Origin of the sequence: Candidatus Burkholderia verschuerenii (assembly GCF_001189365.1) — a bacterium.
Taxonomy (GTDB): domain Bacteria; phylum Pseudomonadota; class Gammaproteobacteria; order Burkholderiales; family Burkholderiaceae; genus Caballeronia; species Caballeronia verschuerenii.
The window spans coordinates 1-17440 of record NZ_LFJJ01000021.1 but is presented as its reverse complement, the minus strand read 5'-3'; the positions used below and the strand labels follow the sequence as shown (position 1 = coordinate 17440).

Genomic DNA, 17440 nt, shown 5'->3' with positions numbered 1-17440 from the left:
GTACCTGAATGCGGTATTGCGTCATGCCGGCGCTTGCCCTCTGACTCGTCCGAATGGCCACCCCCAAGCACCACCCGAAACGACCAGCTAAAATCGAACCACGAACGGCAAAAAGCGGCTCATTCCGCACGACCGTTCAAAACCTGCAATTTTGAGATACACTCAACCCAAGCCCCATCAGCATGAAGGTCCTCGATTTAAAGTGCTCGCACGAACACCGTTTTGAAGGCTGGTTCGCCTCGACGGAAGAGTTCGAATCGCAGTTGTCGCGCAAACTGGTCGCATGCTCGGTATGCTCGGCGACGGACGTGAGCCGCATGCCGTCCGCGCCGCGTCTGAATCTGACATCGGCGCGAGGCGAGGCGGCGCCGCAACCGGCCGCGAAGCCGCAAGCGCCGGCCGGAGGCGCGCCCGATGCGCAGGCATTGCAGGCGCACGCGCTGAACTTCATGCGCGCGTTGATCGACAAGACCGAGAACGTGGGCGAGCGTTTTGCCGAAGAGGCGCGCCGTATCCACTATAACGAAGCGCCGGCGCGCAATATTCGCGGCATCACCACGCCCGAAGACGCTCACGCCTTGCTGGAAGAAGGGATCGATGTGATGCCGTTGCCTGTTCCGGATGCGCTGAAGGAGCCGCTGCAGTAATCGCATGACGCGGCGTCTTCCGTGGCCCCGGCGCGGGCCATGTGAGGAGACACTGCGCATGGATCTGAATTACTCGCCTGCGGACGACGCCTTTCGCGCCGACGTCCGCGCCTGGCTCGGCGCCAATCTGTCGCACGCACTGCGCGACAAGGTTCTCCACCACAAACGACTGTTCCGCGACGATTACGCGAACTGGCACAAGCTGCTGGGCGCGCGCGGCTGGTCGGCGCCTGCCTGGCCGCGCGAATACGGCGGTCCCGGCTGGGACGCCACGCAACGCCACATCTGGGACGAGGAATGCGCCCGCGCCGGTGCGCCCGCCGTGATACCTTTCGGCGTATCGATGGTTGCGCCCGTGCTGATGAAATACGGCACCGACGCGCAAAAATCCCGCTATCTTCCGCGCATCCTCGATGGCACCGACTGGTGGTGTCAGGGCTACTCCGAACTCGGTTCCGGCTCCGATCTCGCGTCGCTGCGCCCGCGTGCCGAGCGTCGCGGCGATCGCTACGTCGTCAATGGACAAAAGACCTGGACCACGCTCGGACAGCACGCCGACATGATTTTTTGCCTCGTGCGCACCGATCCGCAGGCGAAGAAGCAAGAGGGCATTTCCTTCCTGCTGATCGACATGAAAACGCCCGGCATCACCGTGCGGCCGATCATCACGCTCGACGAGGATCACGAAGTCAACGAGATTTTCTTCGACGATGTCGACGTGCCGCTCGCCAATCTCGTCGGCGAGGAAAATCGCGGTTGGACCGTGGCGAAATATCTGCTCGGACATGAGCGCACGGGCATCGCGCGCGTGGGGCAGTCGAAGCGCGAGTTGTCGTTTCTGAAGCGGCTCGCGTCGAATCGCACGAAGAACGGCGAGCCGCTGCTGAACGATCCGCTGTTCGCCGCAAAAGTCGCCGCGCTCGAAATCGAACTGATGGCGCTCGAAGTGACGGTGCAGCGCGTCTTCGCGAGCGAGGGTGCAGGGAAGGGTCCGGGACCGGAAGCGTCCATGCTCAAGATCAAGGGCACCGAAGTGCAGCAGGCGTTGACCGAACTGATGGTCGAAGCGATCGGTCCGCAAGCCGCGGCGTTCGATCCCGCGTTTCTCGAAGGCGACCGCGAGCACAACAGCGCGACCGGCGACGACGAAGCCGCGCCGCTCGCCGCGTACTACTTCAACTTCCGCAAGACCTCGATCTATGGCAGCTCGAACGAGATTCAGAAGAACATCATCGCGCAGATGATTCTCGGACTGTGAGGAGCGGCGCATGAACTTCGACTTTACCGACGAACAACGCCAGTTCCGCGACGCACTGCGCCGTTATCTCGACCGCGAATATACGTTCGATGCACGCCAGAAAATCGTCGCGTCCGATGCCGGCGTCGATGCGAAACACTGGCGCGCGTTCGCCGAGCTCGGCCTGTTCGCGCTGCCGGTTCCCGAAGCGCAAGGCGGCTTCGACGGCGGCGCGGTCGATATGCTCGTCGTCATGCAGGAACTGAGGCGCGCGCAGGTCGTCGAGCCGTATTGGGCGACGGCGGTCGGTATCGAAGCGCTGCGGCTCGCCGCAACGGACGATCTGCTCGAACGCGCGGCGCGCTTCGTCTGGCGGTCGCGTTCAATGAGCCGCACGCGCGGTACGAGCTTGTCGACCTGCGCACGACAGCGCGCGCGCAAGACGGGCACGACACGCCTTACACGCTCGACGGCGTCAAATCGATGGTTCGGCACGGCGCGCAGGCCGATTACTGGATCGTGCCGGCGCGCATCGACGGCGACGTCGGAGTGTTTCTCGTCGCGCGCGATGCGCCGCGCGCGCAAATCGCCGAATACCGCACGATCGACGGCCAGCGCGCCGCGACGCTCACATTCCACGACACGCCCGCCGTGCGCCTGAACGGCGACGCGTCGACGCTCGAACACATCGCCGACTACGCGACGTTTCTGCTTTGCGCTGAAGCCATCGGCGCGCTCGACGCCGCCACCGTCGATTACACCAAGCAGCGCCAGCAGTTCGGCATGCCGATCGCGCGATTTCAGGCCTTGCAGCATCGCATGGTCGATATGCTGATCCACGCGGAGCAGGCGCGCTCGATTGTCTATCTCGCCGCCGCGCGCTACGCGAGCGACGATCCCGTCATCCGCGCGCAAGCGGTTTCGGCCGCGAAAGTGCGCATCGGGCAGGCCGCGCGCTTCGTCGGACAGCAGGCCGTGCAACTTCACGGCGGCATGGGCGTGACGAACGAATTGCCGGCGGCGCACTGGTTCAAGCGCCTGTCGATCATCGAGACGATGCTCGGCGACGTCGATCATCATCTGGCGCGCTTTGCCGCGTTGCCGTCATTCGCTGTATCGGACGCATAAAACAAACGGAGACCCGCATGACCTACGCCTATGAAGACTTCAACGTCGACGACGCCGTGCAACTCGGCGCGCACATTTTCACGCGCGAGGAGATCGTCGAATTCGCCGGACGCTACGATCCGCAGCCGTTCCATCTGAGCGAGGAAGCGGGCCGCGCGTCGCACTTCGGCGGACTGGTCGCGAGCGGCTGGAACACCTGTTCGGCGATGATGAGCATTCTCGTGCGCGACATGCTCGCCGATTCGACCTCGATGGGTTCGCCCGGTCTCGACAACATCCGCTGGCTGCTGCCTGTGCGCGTCGGCGATTCGGTGCGGCTGACGGTGCGCGTGCTGGACAAGCGCGTTTCGAAGAGCAAGCCGGATCGCGGCATCGTCAAGACGCGCTGGGAGGCGCACAACCAGAACGGCGAACTCGTGCTCACGGTCGATTCGAACGCGCTGTTCGGCCTGCACCATCCCGAAGCGCCCGGAGCGAACGCATGAGCGGCGCGTCCTTGCAGAGTGTCGCCGATGTCTTCGCGGCGGCGGGCGTCGCGCGTTACGTGAGCGAGTGGACGACGATCGATCAGGCGCGCGTGAACCGCTTCGCCGACGCCACCGGCGATCATCAATGGATCCATCTCGACGAAGCCCGCGCGCGCGACGAATCGCCTTATGGCGGCACGATCGCGCACGGCTTTTTCACGCTGTCGCTCGTGCCGATGTGGCTCGCGCAATGCGTGCCGCTCGATGCGCGCATGAGCGTGAATTACGGCCTGAATCGCGTGCGGTTCATGTCGCCGGTGCGCGTTGGCACGCGGCTGCGCGCGTCGTTCGAGATCGAGAAGGCGGTCGAGGTCGAAACCGGCGGCGTGCAGGTGACGTGGCTCGTGACGATCGCGGGCGAGGGCGTCGACAAGCCCGCGTGCATCGCCGAGTTCATCACGCGTCACGTTTTCTGATCGACGGCGTATTTGCCCAGTTCGAGTTTGGCGATGGCGTTGCGATGCACTTCGTCCGGGCCGTCCGCGAGCCGCAGCGTGCGCGCCGATGCATACGCGTACGCGAGCGGAAAGTCGTCGCAGATGCCGCCGCCGTGCGCCTGGATCGCCCAGTCGATCACCTGACACGCGACGTTCGGCGCGACGACCTTGATCATCGCGATCTCGCCGCGCGCGCCCTTGTTGCCGACGGTGTCCATCATGTACGCGGCCTTGAGCGTCAACAGCCGCGCCTGCTCGATCATGATGCGCGCCTCCGCGATACGCTCCTGCGTGACGCCGTGCTGCGCGATCGGCTTGCCGAACGCGACGCGCGACATCGTGCGTCTGGTCATCAGTTCGAGCGCGCGTTCCGCGAGGCCGATGAGCCGCATGCAATGGTGAATGCGACCCGGCCCGAGCCGCCCTTGCGCGATCTCGAAGCCGCGTCCTTCGCCGAGCAAAATGTTCGATGCCGGCACCCGCACCTGATCCAGCGTGATCTCCATGTGGCCGTGCGGCGCGTCGTCGTAGCCGAACACGCTTAACGGACGATGCACGGTGATGCCCGCCGCATCGGACGGCACGAGGATCATCGACTGCTGCGCCGTGCTTCGGCGCATCGGGATCGGTCTTGCCCATCACGATATACACCTTGCAGCGCGGATCGCCCGCGCCCGACGACCACCATTTATGGCCGTCGATCACGTAGCTGTCGCTGTCGCGCGTGATGCTGCAGCGGATATTGGTGGCATCGGATGACGCGACTTCCGGCTCGGTCATCAGAAACGCCGAGCGGATGTCGCCGCGCAACAGCGGTTCGAGCCATTGCGCTTTCTGCGCATCGGTGCCGTAACGCTCGATGGTTTCCATGTTGCCGGTGTCGGGCGCATTGCAATTGAAGACTTCGGGCGCCCACGGCACGCGGCCCATGATCTCGCAGAGCGGCGCGTATTCGAGATTCGTCAGGCCCGCGCCGCGTTCGGAGGCGGGCAGAAAGAGATTCCACAAACCGGCTTCGCGCGCTTTTTCCTTCAGATTCTCCATCAGCACGGTCGGCACCCATGCATTGCCGGCCGCGCGATTGGCGGCGATTTCCTCGGCGAAGGCGCGTTCGTTCGGATAGTTGTGCGCGTCGAAGAAGGCGAGCAGCTTCTCGCGCAATGCCTGCACCTTGGGCGTGTAGTCGAAGTCCATGCGTTGGGTTCCTCCCGGTTACGCGACTTTTTGAGCGTAATGCCACGCGAGTTCGGCCATCGGGCGCGCGCGTTTTCCGGCGTCGACGGCTTGCGCGCTCGCGGCGGTGCCATCGACCACGCGTTTCATGATGCCCTGCAAAATCGCGGCGATGCGGAACATGTTGTAGGCGAGATAGAAGTTCCAGTCGCCTTCGATCGTCAGGCCCGTGCGCGCGCAATAACGCGCGACATAGGCGGTCTCATCTGGAATGCCGAGCGCGGCCCAGTCGAGTCTGGCGATGCCGCGAAACTGCGACGGTTCCACATGCCACGCCATGCAGTGATACGCGAAGTCGGCGAGCGGATCGCCGAGCGTGGACAGTTCCCAGTCGAGCACGGCGAGCGCGCGCGGCTCGGTGGGATGAAAGATGAGATTGTCGAGCCGGAAATCGCCGTGCACGACGCTGACTTTCGCATTGTTCGACGGCGGAATATGCCGCGGCAGCCAGTCGATCAGCTTGTTCATCGCGTCGATCGTTTCGGTTTCCGATGCGACGTATTGCTTGCTCCAGCGTCCGATCTGCCGCTCGAAGTAATTGCCCGGCTTGCCGTAGGTCGACAGACCTGCTGCTTCGACATCGACCGTATGCAAGGCCGCGATCACGCAATTGGTTTCGTCGTAGATCGCGGCGCGTTCGGCGGGCGTCATGCCGGGCAGCGACGGATCCCACAGCACGCGGCCTTCGACGAAATCCATCACATAGAACGCGCGGCCGATCACGCTTTCGTCCTCGCAGAGCGCGAGCATGCGTGCGACGGAGACGTCGGTGGCGGCGAGCGCGTCCATCACGCGATATTCGCGTTCGATCGCATGCGCCGATGGCAGCAGTTTCGCCGCCGGTCCGGGCTTCGCGCGCATTACGTAGCTGCGCGTGGGCGTGATCAGCTTGAAGGTCGGATTCGATTGGCCGCCCGCGAACTGCTCGATCCGCATCGGCCCATCGAAACCGGCGACGTTCGATGCGAGCCACGCCGCGAGCGCATCGGCATCGAAGAAACGCTGCTGCTCGTTGATCGGCCGCGTGCCTTCGAACGCGGAAAAATCGCTGTCCGTCATGTCTCCTCCGGGTTGGAGCGCGTCTTCAGTCGATATCGTCGGACTTGAAGCGCAGGAACTGCTGGTACAACAACTCCATCGTCGTGTTGCGCACGCCGGCATGCAAGGGCAAGGGCGGCGAATGATTGATCGCGTGGACGATCCAGTCGCCGGGTTTTTCACCGACATCGAGCGCGTTGATGCAGCCCGTCGCCTGCGACAGATGCCCGAAAAACGCGCGCCCGCCCGCCGTGATCGCGTGCGAAAGCAGCGCGCGATTCACGCCGCCGTGCAGCACCAGCAGCACGGTGTCCCACTTTTTGTCGTCGCGCAGGCGCGTGAGCGCTGGCAACGCGCGATCCAGCAATTTGCCGATGGTCTCGCCGCCGAGAAACTGCGTGTCTTCGGGCACGACGCCGTCGAACACCGACAGAAACGCGCGCTCGACATCCGATGTCGAAATCGACTTGAGTTTGCCGCCGCGAATTTCCTGCCATTCCGGCCAGATTTCCGGCTCGATGCTTTGCCCGGTTTCCGCGAGCACACGTCGCGCGGTTTCCAGCGTGCGCGGCAAACCGCTGACGATCACGCGATCGAAGACGATCTTCTGCGCCGCGAACTCACGGCCCGCCGCGCTCGCTTCCTCGCGGCCGCGTTCGTTGAGCGGCACGCTTTCGGGGTCGATCGCGCGGCCGGTGTCGTCGAAATACGTCACGTCGCCATGACGCATCAGGAAGATGCGGCGGCGCTTGGGCAATTCGTATGGCGGCATGGCTTTAACGATAGTTCGGCTGACGCTTGCCCAGAAACGCGGTGATGCCTTCGAGCGCGTCGCCGTGATGCAGCGAATCGACGAACGCGTCGCGCTCCATGTCGAGATGCGCCGCGAGCGGCTGCACGTCGGCGGCGTTGATCAGCGACTTGATGCGCGCCATCGCTTTCGGCGAGACGCTGCCGAGATCGTCGGCCCAGGCGATCGCCGCATCGAGCGCGATGCCTTTCTTCGTCAGCCGATTGACGACGCCGACTTCATGCAGACGCGATGCGCCGATCGGCTTTGCCTCGAGCAGCACTTCGGCGGCGAGCGTGCGCGGCAACGATCGCGACAGGAACCAAGATGCGCCGCCGTCCGGCGTCAGGCCGACGCGTGCATAGGACATGACGAACCTGGCGTCGTCGGCGGCGACGATCAGATCGCAGGCGAGCGCGAGCGAAAAGCCCGCGCCGGCCGCCGCGCCCTCGACTGCCGCGATGATCGGCTTGGTCGATGCCCGCAGCGCGCTGATCCATTCGGCTAGCAGATCGATGCTCTGCGCTTGCACGGAAGGATCTTTCGCGCGATTCTCCATCAGGCGATTCAGATTGCCGCCCGAGCAGAAGAAGTTGTCCGCGCCGGTCAGCACGATCGCGCGGACGCTGCTGTCGCGTTCGGCCGTGTTGAGCGCCTCGATGCCGGCGGCGTACATGTCCGGATGCAGCGCGTTGCGCGTGCCGGGATTCGACAGCTTGAGCACGAGCGTGGTGTCGCTGCCCGCGGGACGGTCTGTAAGCAATTCGGCGCTCATCTGAGCTCCTCGAGATGGGTAAGCGATAGTCCAAGCTGAGCGCGCCGCGCGAGCCACGGCGATGGCCGATAGCGCGGATCGCCCAGCACGCCGTGAATATTGCGCAGAATCGCGAGAATGGTCGACGCGCCGAGCGTATCGCCGAGCGCGAGCGGGCCGTGCGGATAGCCCAGGCCCAGCATCACCGCGAGGTCGATGTCTTCCGGCGACGCGATGCCTTGCTGCGCGATATCGCAGCCGATATTGACGATGGTCGCCACCACGCGCTGCGCGACGAAGCCGGTCGAATCGCGGATCACGGTGACGGGCACGCCGTCGGCGGCGAAAAGGGCGTGCGCGGCGTCGCGCATCGCGGGCGTGGTGGCGGGCGTCGTCATGATCGTGCGGCGCGCGACGGTATCGAGCGCGAACAAGGTATCGACGGCGACGACGCGTTTTGCATCGAGATGCTCGTTGATCGCGATCGTGGTCGCGTCGAGACCGAGCGGCGTCACGATGATCAGCGAATCCGGCGCGGGCGTGTGACCGGTATCGATATGACACGCGGCATCGCTTTTGGCGATCAGTTTGAGCACCTGCTCGCGACGCGGCGGCGAAGTGCGGCTGATCCAGATGCGCGCGGGCAGTTGCGTCGGCGCGGGCGCTTCCGGCGGCACCTGAGCCTTGCCGTCGACATAGCGATAGAACCCTTCGCCCGCCTTGCGCCCGATCAAACCGCTGGCGAGCCGCGCGCCCGTGATCGGCGACGGCTTGAAACGCAGTTCTTCGTAGAACTGATGATAGATCGATTCCATCACCGGATGCGACACGTCGAGCGCGGTGAGATCGAGCAATTCGAAAGGCCCGAGCCGAAACCCGGCCTGTTCGCGCATGATGCGATCGATATCCGCGAAACTCGCGATGCCTTCGCTCGCCACGCGCAGGCCTTCGGTATTCATGCCGCGCCCCGCGTGATTGACGATGAAGCCCGGCATGTCCTTCGCGCGCACCGGCGTGTGGCCCATGCGGCGCGCGAGTTCCATCAGCGCATCGCCCGAGCGCGGGTCGCCGCGCAAGCCGTCGATGACTTCGACGACGCGCATCAACGGCACCGGATTGAAGAAGTGGAAGCCCGCGACGCGTTCGGGCTTTTCGCAGCCCGCCGCGATTGCGGTGATCGACAGCGACGACGTGTTCGACGCCAGAATGCAGCGCGCGTCGACGACGGCTTCGAGTTCGCGGAACAGCTCGCGTTTGATGTCGAGATCCTCGACGATCGCCTCGATGACGGCATCGCAATCGGACAATTCGTTTGCGAACTGCGCATCGCGGACGCGGGCAAGCGCGGCGTGCGCGTCGGCTTGCTTGAGCTTGCCCTTTGCGATGAGCTTGTCGAACGTCTCCGACAGATACGCGCGCGCGGCGGCGAGCGCTTTCGGATTCGTGTCGAACAGATACACGGTCAGGCCCGCGAGCGCGGCGATCTGCGCGATGCCGCGTCCCATCGCGCCGCTGCCCGCGATGCCGAGCGTGTCGATTCTGAAGTCTTGCGTACTCATGGTGCGGTCCGACTCCTTATCGCTTGAGAGTGAGGCCTAGATCCGGGCGAGGCGCTCCAGCGCCAGCGTCTCTTCCTTCTTCGCGAAGCAGAAACGCACGACGCCCGATTCATGGCTTTCGTGATAGAACGCCGACACCGGAATGGCCGCGACGCCGATTTCCGTCGTCAGCCACTTCGAGAATTCGGCTTCGGGCATATCGCTGATTTTCGAGTAATCGACGCACTGGAAATACGTGCCGTCGCAGGCAGCAGCGAGAAGCGCGTATTGGCGAGACCGTCGCGGAAGAAGTCGCGCTTCTTCTGATAGAACGCCGGCAACTCGAGATACGGTTTCGGATCGTCGAGAAAATGCGCGAGCCCGATCTGCATGGGCGTGTTGACGGTGAACACGTTGAACTGATGCACCTTGCGGAATTCGGCAGTCAGTGCGGCGGGCGCGGCCACGTAGCCGATCTTCCAGCCGGTCACATGAAACGTTTTGCCGAAACTCGACACCACGAAACTGCGCGCGGCCAGTTCCGGATAGCGCGACACGCTTTCGTGCGGCGCGCCGTCGTAGACCATGTGCTCGTAGACTTCGTCGGAGAGAATCAGCACGTTGGTGTCGCGCACGATGTCCGCGAGCTTTTTCATGTCCTCGGCGCGCCACACGCGGCCGGTCGGATTGTGCGGCGTGTTGATCATCAGAAGACGCGTCTTCGGCGTGATCGCGGCGGCGATCTTGTCGAAGGGCAGGGCGTAATCGGGCGCTTCCAGCGGCACGAACACCGGTTTGCCGCCCGCCATTTCGATCGCGGGCAGATAGCTGTCGTAAGTCGGCTCGATCACGATGACTTCATCGCTCGGATGCACGCAGCACAACACGGCGGTGAGCAGCGCCTGCGTCGCGCCCGCCGTCACGGTGATTTCGCGATCGGCGTCGTAGGCGCGGCCGTACATCGCCTCGATCTTGCGCGCGATCGCCTGACGCAGCGGCGCGGCGCCGGCCATCGGCGGATACTGGTTGTGACCGGCGCGCATGGCGTCGGCGACGGCATCGACAATGCGCGTATCGCAGTCGAAATCGGGAAAACCCTGACCGAGATTCACCGCGCCTTTTTGCGCGGCGAGCGCGCTCGTCACGGTGAAAATGGTCGTGCCGACATTCGGCAGACGCGACGGAAAGGACAGTTCGGGCGGCGTTTGAGGCAGGTCGTGCGATGCGTTCATGGTCGTGGTGTTGTCGTTGTCTCTGATGTGTATTTTAAAAGTCTCGGTCGATGGACGCAGCCGCGCCCGCATCCGTCGCGATGGCGAGCACGAACGGCTTCGGCTCGGCGATGCGAAAGCCGAAGTCGCGCGCGACGCGTTTGGCCAGCTTCAGCACCGCGCGATCCTTCGACACGAGCCACGCCGCCCGCGACGCATGCGCGAGTTCGAGGAATTTCTGATCGTCGCGGTCCTTGCATTTGGGCAGCGGACGGTCGTCCTCGGGCGCTTCCGGCGCGACGAACGTCGACAGGCGCGCGACGGTGTCGAGCGCCGCCGTCTTGTCGATGGCGAAACGCGCGAACTGCGGATAATCGAGCACGCGCGTCAGTTCGCCGAGGCAGCGCCGGTCGATCAGCGCCTCGAGCGTGCGCGCCTGCAGCGCGGCAAGGATGGGCCGCGTGGCGGGATCGTCGAACACGAGGATGTCGATCCACACGTTGGAATCGAGCACGACGCGCAACGGCGAATGCGAGGGCGGAGAAAACGGCGGCTCGGCGAGCGGCGCGGTGGAATGGTCCATTCGATACAATCGGGGATTTATGCCAATGATCGCCGGCAGCGACCCGGCGAGCCTCCATGATAATCGTTCTCTCGCCCGCGAAATCCCTCGACTACGACACGCCTCCGCATATCAAGAAGCACACGCTGCCCGAATTCGTCGATGAAGCCGCCGAATTGATCGGCGGACTGCGCGCGCTGTCGCCGCAGCAGATCGGCGGCATGATGGGCATTTCCGACCAGCTCGCGACGCTGAATTTCCAGCGCTACGCCGAATGGTCGAAGACGTTCGACGCGCACAATTCGAAACAGGCCGTGCTCGCCTTCAACGGTGACGTCTACGAAGGCTTCGCGGCAAAATTGCTGTCGTCGGCCGATCTCGACTTCGCGCAGAACCATGTGCGCGTGCTGTCGGGGCTGTACGGGCTGCTGCGTCCGCTCGATCTGTTGCAGCCGTATCGGCTGGAAATGGGCACGAAGTTCGCGAATGCGCGCGGCAAGGATCTGTACGCGTTCTGGGGCGAGCGCATCACGGCGGCGCTCAACGAGCAGATGAAAAAGCAGTGCGGCGCGCGCGTGCTGGTGAATTGCGCGTCGGAGGAGTATTTCAAGTCCGTCAAGCCGAAACTGCTGAGCGCGCCGGTCGTCTCGCCGGTGTTCGAGGACTGGAAGGGCGGGCGCTACAAGATCATCAGCTTCCACGCGAAGCGCGCGCGGGGCGTGATGGCGCGTTATGCGGTGCAGAATCGCATCGACGAGCCGGAAGGGCTCAAGGGTTTCGACAGCGAAGGCTATGCATTCGACGCGAAGGCATCGAACGATACGACTTATGTGTTCCGCCGCCGCATCGCCGAATAAGGCGGGGACACAGGCATTGAAGTACTGAAGCAGACAAGGAAACGACGATGAGCATCTCCATCTCCAGCAACTTCGACGCGGGCGCGATCGAAGTCGTCAACGCCGACAATCCCGAGGACATTCGCCTGCGCGTGCGGCGCGACAGTCACTCGGAATTCGCGCAGTGGTTTTACTTCCGCGTGTCGGACGCGCGCGGCCAGCGCCTCGTGATGAGCTTCGAGAACGCGGCGCAATGCGCCTTCCCGGAAGGCTGGCGCGACTACGAAGCGGTCGCGAGCTACGACCGCGTGAACTGGTTCCGCGTCTCGACCGAATACGACGGCAAGACGATGAAGATCGATCACACGCCGGACTTCGATCGCATCTATTACGCGTATTTCGAGCCGTACAGCGAGGAGCGTCATTCGGAGTTTCTCGGCGCGGTCCAGCAGTTTCCGCTGGCGACGCTCACCGAACTTGGCCAGACCGTGCAGGGCCGGCCGATGTCGCTGCTCACGCTCGGCTTGCCGTACTTCGCCGACGAGACGCCGAAGAAGAACATCTGGATCATCGCGCGCCAGCATCCGGGCGAGACGATGGCGGAATGGTTCGTCGAAGGGCTCATCAAGCGTATCGCGGGCTTCGGCGACTGGGCCGGCGACCCGGTGGCGCGCGCGACGCTCGAACATGCGGTGTTCCATATCGTGCCGAATATGAATCCGGACGGCAGCGTGCTCGGCAACCTGCGCACGAATGCGGCCGGCGCGAACCTGAATCGCGAGTGGATGGATCCGAGCGTCGAGCGCAGTCCCGAAGTGCTGCTGGTGCGCGACGCGATCCGCGAAACGGGCTGCGACATGTTCTTCGATATCCACGGCGACGAAGCCATTCCGTATGTGTTCGTCGCGGGCTCGGAGATGCTGCCGGGCTTCACCGCGCAGCAGGGCAAGGAGCAGAAGCAGTTCATCGAGTTCTTCAAGCAGGCGAGCCCGGACTTTCAGGATGTCCACGGCTACGAAGCGAGCCGGTATCAGACGGACGCGCTCAAGCTGGCGTCGAAGTACATCGGCAACGAGTACAAGTGTCTGTCGCTGACGCTCGAAATGCCGTTCAAGGACAACGCCAATCTGCCCGATGAAAGCGTGGGCTGGAGCGGCGCGCGCAGCGCATCGCTCGGCGCGGCGATGCTGCAGGCGATTCTGTGGCAATTGCAATCGGCTTCTGCGTAAAGCGTTGACCGTCGTCGTCAGGGCGAATTGCAATACAAAACAAAAGGGCGTGACCGTTTCGATGGTCACGCCCTTCGTCTTATGCGCTGTCTTGCGCGGGTGCCGCTCAGTGTTTCTTTTTGCTGCTGGTCGACTTCTTTGCCGTGCTCTTCGTGCTGCTCTTGCCTTTGCTCGCCGACGACTTCGTTTTCGTGCCATGCTTCGATTTCGCGCTGCGCGTCGTTGAATGCGATTGCGCGCGCAACGGCGGCACCGGGTCGTTCCAGCCGAACGCGAGCATCTGACTGCCGACGTAACCGCACCGGAACTTAAGCGTCGTGGTATCGCTGTCGCCGTCTTTCGCGACGCCCTGACCTTCGACGGTCACGACGTTGTCCACCTTGATCTTCTGCTTCTTGTCGTCGAACGAATCGTTCCACGGTTCGATGGTGAAATGCGACGGATCGAAGGAGGCGGGCGGAAAGTCGACGTGATCGAACGCCGTCGACGTGCTGGCGACGAAACTGCCGTGGGCCGCGCAATCCGCGACGAGCGGGTTGGCGTGGAGATCGGTGACGAAGTGGTAAATCAGTTCGTTGCGCTCATCGAGCGTATCGGCAAAGGCGGTTACCGCGCATGCAAGCGATGCGCATACCGCCAACCGGCCGACGAGCCGCAAGAGTCGGCGCGGTGCGAAGGTACTTTCCATCAAGTTTGGCGCTAAGAAGACACGAGCATGTAAGATGCGTCGTGTAGGGAAGGAGTTCAATCTTATCGTATTTTGCTTGCGCGCCGACGGGCTGAAATACCGTGTGCGCCAAAGCGATGTCAATCCAGCCCGAGCACGCGGCCAAATTCAGACGCGCGGTCCCCGATCCAGACGATAGCGACGCACGTCGTAAGTCATGATCCACGCGGGCTTGTACACCGTGATCAAAATGGTAAGCAAGCCGGTGAAGAGCGCTTCGCCCGCGCAGAGCAGCACTGAGCCGCGCATGAACGCGGCAGGAATGGCGATGGGTCCGCCGGCGAGTGCCATTTCCATCAGCAACGTCCCGCCGCAAGCGGCAGCCACGGCCGCACCCGAAGTCACGAAGCCGTGCCCGAGGATGAAGGTGAACAGATTGCGCGGCAGCCATGCATTCGACAGGCGCTGAAGCAGCGTCGACACACCGACCGGCAAAGCGCCAAACAACACGTAGGTCAGCGCGACGTTGAGCCAGTTAGCGTCCAGCACGACGGCGGCAAGGCCGGTGGTCGCGGCCGTGCCGAGCAGCGCAAGCCGCCAGTCGAACAGCGTGACCATCAGCGTAGCGCCTAGCAGATGGATGACGGGTCCGTCGTCGAACCATGCATTGCACGCCCACAGCACCGTCACCGTGACGATGGTGCCGAACCACACGTTTTGCAGCGTGGCGTCCTGAAGCCGACTGAAAGCGCGTTGCATGATAACGAACGCGATCAGCCCCACGGCAATGATCCAACTGCCGACGGTAAGCCAAAGCGGTAGCGGTGTGTAGAAGAACCCCATGCCTTGCATATTACTCGTTGCGCGTGAAACGTGTGCGCAATCGACGGACCCGAATCATGCGATTGTTGCTAGAACGCCGAGTCTGGTTCGGCGGCCATCGGCAGCGAGCCCGGGTTGTTGTCGGTCAATGACGGGTATTCCATGCGCTTCGTATGCAACTCGATAACATTGTTCGGCGGACTCGGTTCTTCCGTCGAAGCCTCTTCCACGGGCGCGTCGGGATCGGGTTGGACGATAGCTTCGGCCGGTTGTTCCGGGCGTTGCGGGTTCTTCAACGGTGTCGATCGGGGCGGCTTGTTCCGCTTGCTCCGCAACCAGAACCGGTTCCTCCTGCGCTGCCGGTTCCAGGTTCAGCCGGTTCCTGGGGCTCCTGCGGCACCTTCGGCGCAGCGGCGCGGAGAATCTCGAGGTGCGTGCTTTGCACGCCGTTGTAAATCGCGACGGCGGCGGCGCGATTGGTCGCGCCCAGAAGCTGGAAAATCACTGTGAGGTGAATCTTGACGGTGCCTTCGCTGATTCCCAGCATTTTGGCGATCATCTTGTTGGTGCTGCCCATATGCACGCAGCGCATGATCTGCTCCTGGCGAGGCGACAAATCGACGTCCGGCCGGAGCCTGCGCGTCGCCAGCGGTTTTGCCTGCCCGCGACGCGCCAGCAATTCCCGTCCGAGTTGCGGGTCGATGATATCGGGCGGAATGTAATGGCCGCCGATGGTCACCATTTCGAGCGCGCGCAGTACCAGAACCGGATCCAGCGCGCGCGGGATGATGCCCGTCGCGCCCGCCGACATCAGCATCAAGACCTGCGGCGCGGTCGGCTGATCGATCATGATCGCGGCGGGAATGCCCTGATATTAGCCGAGCAGCGATTGCAGATCGAGCGCATGCAGCGTCGGCGCCCAATCGATGACGATCATCTCGGGCCGGTTGCGCTTATGGGACGCGCGGGTTTCCTGCCAATTCTGGACTTCGTAGAACTTCGCCTGACGCGCCACGCGGCGCACGAGGGTTTTCAGACCGGCGCGGCGCTCGGCATCGGCGCCCAAAACAGTGATTTTCATTTTTCTGACCTCAAATTAAAATTCCCGAGACCATCTCCTCGGACTTGCCGCCGACAACGATGTCGTCAGCAGCGATAGTTTGACAAACTTGACGCGATCGCGCCCCTCATCCGAATGGCATAGGCGTAAACAACAAAACCCCGCGAAAAGCGGGGTTTAACAGCTGCCTAAGCGACTTTATTGCTGCTCGTCGTCAGTGAAAGTGAGGTTGTGCCGGCTCGGCGTCCTCAGGCATCTCGGCGTGAACGATCTCGCCCAGCGGATCGGCGTAGAGCGGAACGCCGCAGTCGTCGCAGAACTCGGGTTCGAAACGGCCTGCGTGACGGCGTACATCCGATACGCCCGATCGCTTGAGCAACTCGACGATTTCCTCGACCGGACCGTCGGCGCCTTCGAGTTCGGCGGCCTCTTCTTCCATGCCCAATTCGCCGTTCTCGCGACCGTAAAGCGGCCAGACGACGCCGTAGATCACGTCGTTGCTGCCGCGTCGCGTAAAGCCGATGCGATATTCGTCGATGCGTCGCTCGCCGAATCCTGCGATGACCGCGCGCAATTTCTGCGGCGCGGTGCCGAGGGTATCGAAGAGATAACGGACGGCCGTGCGGACGGTGTGCGGGCGAACTTGCTCATCGGCATCTCTGCATGCCGAATAGTAGGCATCAGGCAGCAAACACTCGAATTCGCAGCCAGGAAGAATGGTCGCGAAGTTCGGACCGCCTTGCGCGACCCATTGTTCGAGGCACTGCCCGCGTTCGGCGCGGCTTCCGCTCTCATCCTCTTGCCAGCGGAAGAAGGCCTCGCCGGCCGGAACGAGGACAATCGCAAGCAGGAAGCGAGGGTCCGCGAGAATCGGCGAGGTTTCGGGCAGGTCGGCGAGATTCAGACGCGCGGCCGCACCGCCCAGCGCGGTCTGCACCAGTTGCTGCGCCAACCGCGCCGTATCCACATGATGACGCGGCAATTGGTCGATGCTGTACAGATAAGGCGCGACGGCAACGCGCGCACCGCCTGCGAGCACATGCGCCTGCAACTGCGTGCGAAGGGCATCGATCGTTTCCGGCTTGAGCGCGCCCGAGGGAATCGCATAGCGCGTCCACGCCAGCACGGGCGCGGCGATCAGAAGCGCGTCGTGCGGCGCGCCGTCGATATCGACCGTGAACGACTCGCTATGCGTTTCGGTCATATCAGCCAGCGCACCGTACGCGTCAGGGCGATTCTGTTGTAGATGATCGAGCGCAGCATCAAGCGTGGTTTGATTGCCGTTACGCACGAGTTTGGCGATGAGAGCATCGAGTCGAGCTTCCCAGAAGCGATCCTCGACACGGCTGCCCGACGCGAACAGCGCGAGCGATAAGCTGACGAGCTTGTCGGCATCCGGGGGAATACGTTTTGCGATTCGCGAGCGCATATCTGTACAGGTAAATTGAGGCAGTGAAACTTTTGATTGTAGTCGTTTGCCCGCCGGTTTTACCGCAGGACTTCATCGCGCGGACGTCGATAGCCGTTTGGCCCCCGGTTGGTCCTCGTTTGTCCGAGTGCTACATGAGACGGCCAAGCCAGTCTATCTGATTTTTCCACGTACCCCCTTGCATCCTGCCGGTGGAGTCACTAGAATTCCGTTCCTTCGCGATTCGATGAACGCGAAGGGAGCGGGAAAGGCGGTTTGGGCGGGATGCGCTGGGTCGGTGGTGAATGATTCAGTT

17 protein-coding genes and 3 pseudogenes are annotated in these 17440 nt (G+C 63.2%); 7 read left to right on the top strand and 13 right to left on the bottom strand.

All coding sequences use genetic code 11. The features are described 5' to 3' along the window. Positions 1–182 precede the first annotated feature (182 nt). The 5 genes and pseudogenes from BVER_RS06780 to BVER_RS06760 all read left to right on the top strand — a co-directional run bounded on the left by BVER_RS06780 (position 183) and on the right by BVER_RS06760 (position 3955). Positions 183–647, top strand: coding sequence for a DUF1178 family protein (locus tag BVER_RS06780; protein ID WP_050452633.1), 465 nt, complete (start codon positions 183–185; stop codon positions 645–647). Positions 648–705: 58 nt separating this feature from the next. Next, positions 706–1905, top strand: a complete 1200-nt coding sequence (locus tag BVER_RS06775) for an acyl-CoA dehydrogenase family protein (RefSeq protein WP_050452632.1) — start codon at positions 706–708, stop codon at positions 1903–1905. A 10-nt stretch (positions 1906–1915) separates the two neighbouring features. Then, positions 1916–3012, top strand: a pseudogene (locus BVER_RS06770) (acyl-CoA dehydrogenase family protein). Positions 3013–3029: 17 nt separating this feature from the next. Further along, on the top strand, positions 3030–3497 hold the full coding sequence (locus BVER_RS06765) for a MaoC family dehydratase (RefSeq protein ID WP_050452631.1): 468 nt from the start codon (positions 3030–3032) through the stop codon (positions 3495–3497). Then, positions 3494–3955: a MaoC family dehydratase gene (locus tag BVER_RS06760; RefSeq protein ID WP_050452630.1), complete on the top strand. Its 462-nt coding sequence runs from the start codon at positions 3494–3496 to the stop codon at positions 3953–3955. Before BVER_RS06765 ends, BVER_RS06760 begins: the two co-directional genes overlap by 4 nt. Here BVER_RS06760 and BVER_RS06755 read toward each other — a convergent pair. From BVER_RS06755 to BVER_RS06725, 7 genes and pseudogenes are all read right to left on the bottom strand, one after another. Further along, a pseudogene (locus BVER_RS06755) lies at positions 3943–5170 on the bottom strand (acyl-CoA dehydrogenase family protein). The gene BVER_RS06760 and the pseudogene BVER_RS06755 sit on opposite strands and share 13 nt — an antisense overlap. A gap of 18 nt (positions 5171–5188) precedes the next feature. Next, positions 5189–6268 (bottom strand): phosphotransferase, encoded by a 1080-nt coding sequence (locus tag BVER_RS06750; RefSeq protein WP_050452629.1) that lies wholly within the window; start codon positions 6266–6268, stop codon positions 5189–5191. 25 nt (positions 6269–6293) lie between these two features. Next, positions 6294–7019: a histidine phosphatase family protein gene (locus tag BVER_RS06745; protein WP_050452628.1), complete on the bottom strand. Its 726-nt coding sequence runs from the start codon at positions 7017–7019 to the stop codon at positions 6294–6296. A 4-nt stretch (positions 7020–7023) separates the two neighbouring features. After that, entirely contained in the window at positions 7024–7812 is a 789-nt protein-coding gene (locus tag BVER_RS06740) for an oxepin-CoA hydrolase, alternative type (RefSeq protein WP_050452627.1), read from the bottom strand. Further along, positions 7809–9350 carry a 3-hydroxyacyl-CoA dehydrogenase gene (locus tag BVER_RS06735; protein WP_050452626.1) on the bottom strand — a complete coding sequence of 514 codons (1542 nt, stop codon included), beginning with the start codon at positions 9348–9350 and terminating at the stop codon, positions 7809–7811. Before BVER_RS06735 ends, BVER_RS06740 begins: the two co-directional genes overlap by 4 nt. Before the next feature lie 36 nt (positions 9351–9386). Beyond that, a pseudogene (locus BVER_RS06730) lies at positions 9387–10561 on the bottom strand (pyridoxal phosphate-dependent aminotransferase). 34 nt (positions 10562–10595) lie between these two features. Beyond that, the gene (locus BVER_RS06725) at positions 10596–11123 is read right to left on the bottom strand and encodes a putative toxin-antitoxin system toxin component, PIN family (RefSeq protein WP_083452071.1); all 528 of its coding nucleotides are present in this window, start codon (positions 11121–11123) and stop codon (positions 10596–10598) included. A 56-nt stretch (positions 11124–11179) separates the two neighbouring features. Here BVER_RS06725 and yaaA point away from each other — a divergent pair, with 56 nt between their 5' ends. Together yaaA and BVER_RS06715 are read left to right on the top strand one after the other, a co-directional pair. After that, complete coding sequence (yaaA, locus tag BVER_RS06720) at positions 11180–11959, top strand: peroxide stress protein YaaA (RefSeq protein WP_050452625.1); 780 nt, start codon at positions 11180–11182, stop codon at positions 11957–11959. A 47-nt stretch (positions 11960–12006) separates the two neighbouring features. After that, positions 12007–13167 carry a M14 family metallopeptidase gene (locus BVER_RS06715; RefSeq protein ID WP_050452624.1) on the top strand — a complete coding sequence of 387 codons (1161 nt, stop codon included), beginning with the start codon at positions 12007–12009 and terminating at the stop codon, positions 13165–13167. A gap of 106 nt (positions 13168–13273) precedes the next feature. Here BVER_RS06715 and BVER_RS06710 read toward each other — a convergent pair whose 3' ends face one another. The 6 genes from BVER_RS06710 to BVER_RS06685 form a co-directional block, all read right to left on the bottom strand. Next, the gene (locus tag BVER_RS06710; protein WP_050452623.1) at positions 13274–13855 is read right to left on the bottom strand and encodes a BspC domain-containing protein; all 582 of its coding nucleotides are present in this window, start codon (positions 13853–13855) and stop codon (positions 13274–13276) included. 147 nt (positions 13856–14002) lie between these two features. After that, positions 14003–14677, bottom strand: coding sequence for an energy-coupling factor ABC transporter permease (locus BVER_RS06705; protein ID WP_050452652.1), 675 nt, complete (start codon positions 14675–14677; stop codon positions 14003–14005). Between the two features lie 68 nt (positions 14678–14745). Continuing rightward, positions 14746–14952: a hypothetical protein gene (locus BVER_RS06700; RefSeq protein ID WP_050452622.1), complete on the bottom strand. Its 207-nt coding sequence runs from the start codon at positions 14950–14952 to the stop codon at positions 14746–14748. Further along, complete coding sequence (locus tag BVER_RS06695; protein WP_232316420.1) at positions 14949–15473, bottom strand: helix-turn-helix transcriptional regulator; 525 nt, start codon at positions 15471–15473, stop codon at positions 14949–14951. Before BVER_RS06695 ends, BVER_RS06700 begins: the two co-directional genes overlap by 4 nt. Positions 15474–15530: 57 nt before the next feature. Continuing rightward, positions 15531–15737, bottom strand: a complete 207-nt coding sequence (locus tag BVER_RS33480; RefSeq protein WP_232316419.1) for a hypothetical protein — start codon at positions 15735–15737, stop codon at positions 15531–15533. Between the two features lie 193 nt (positions 15738–15930). Further along, on the bottom strand, positions 15931–17145 hold the full coding sequence (locus BVER_RS06685; RefSeq protein ID WP_050452619.1) for a DUF2863 family protein: 1215 nt from the start codon (positions 17143–17145) through the stop codon (positions 15931–15933). Positions 17146–17440 lie beyond the last annotated feature (295 nt).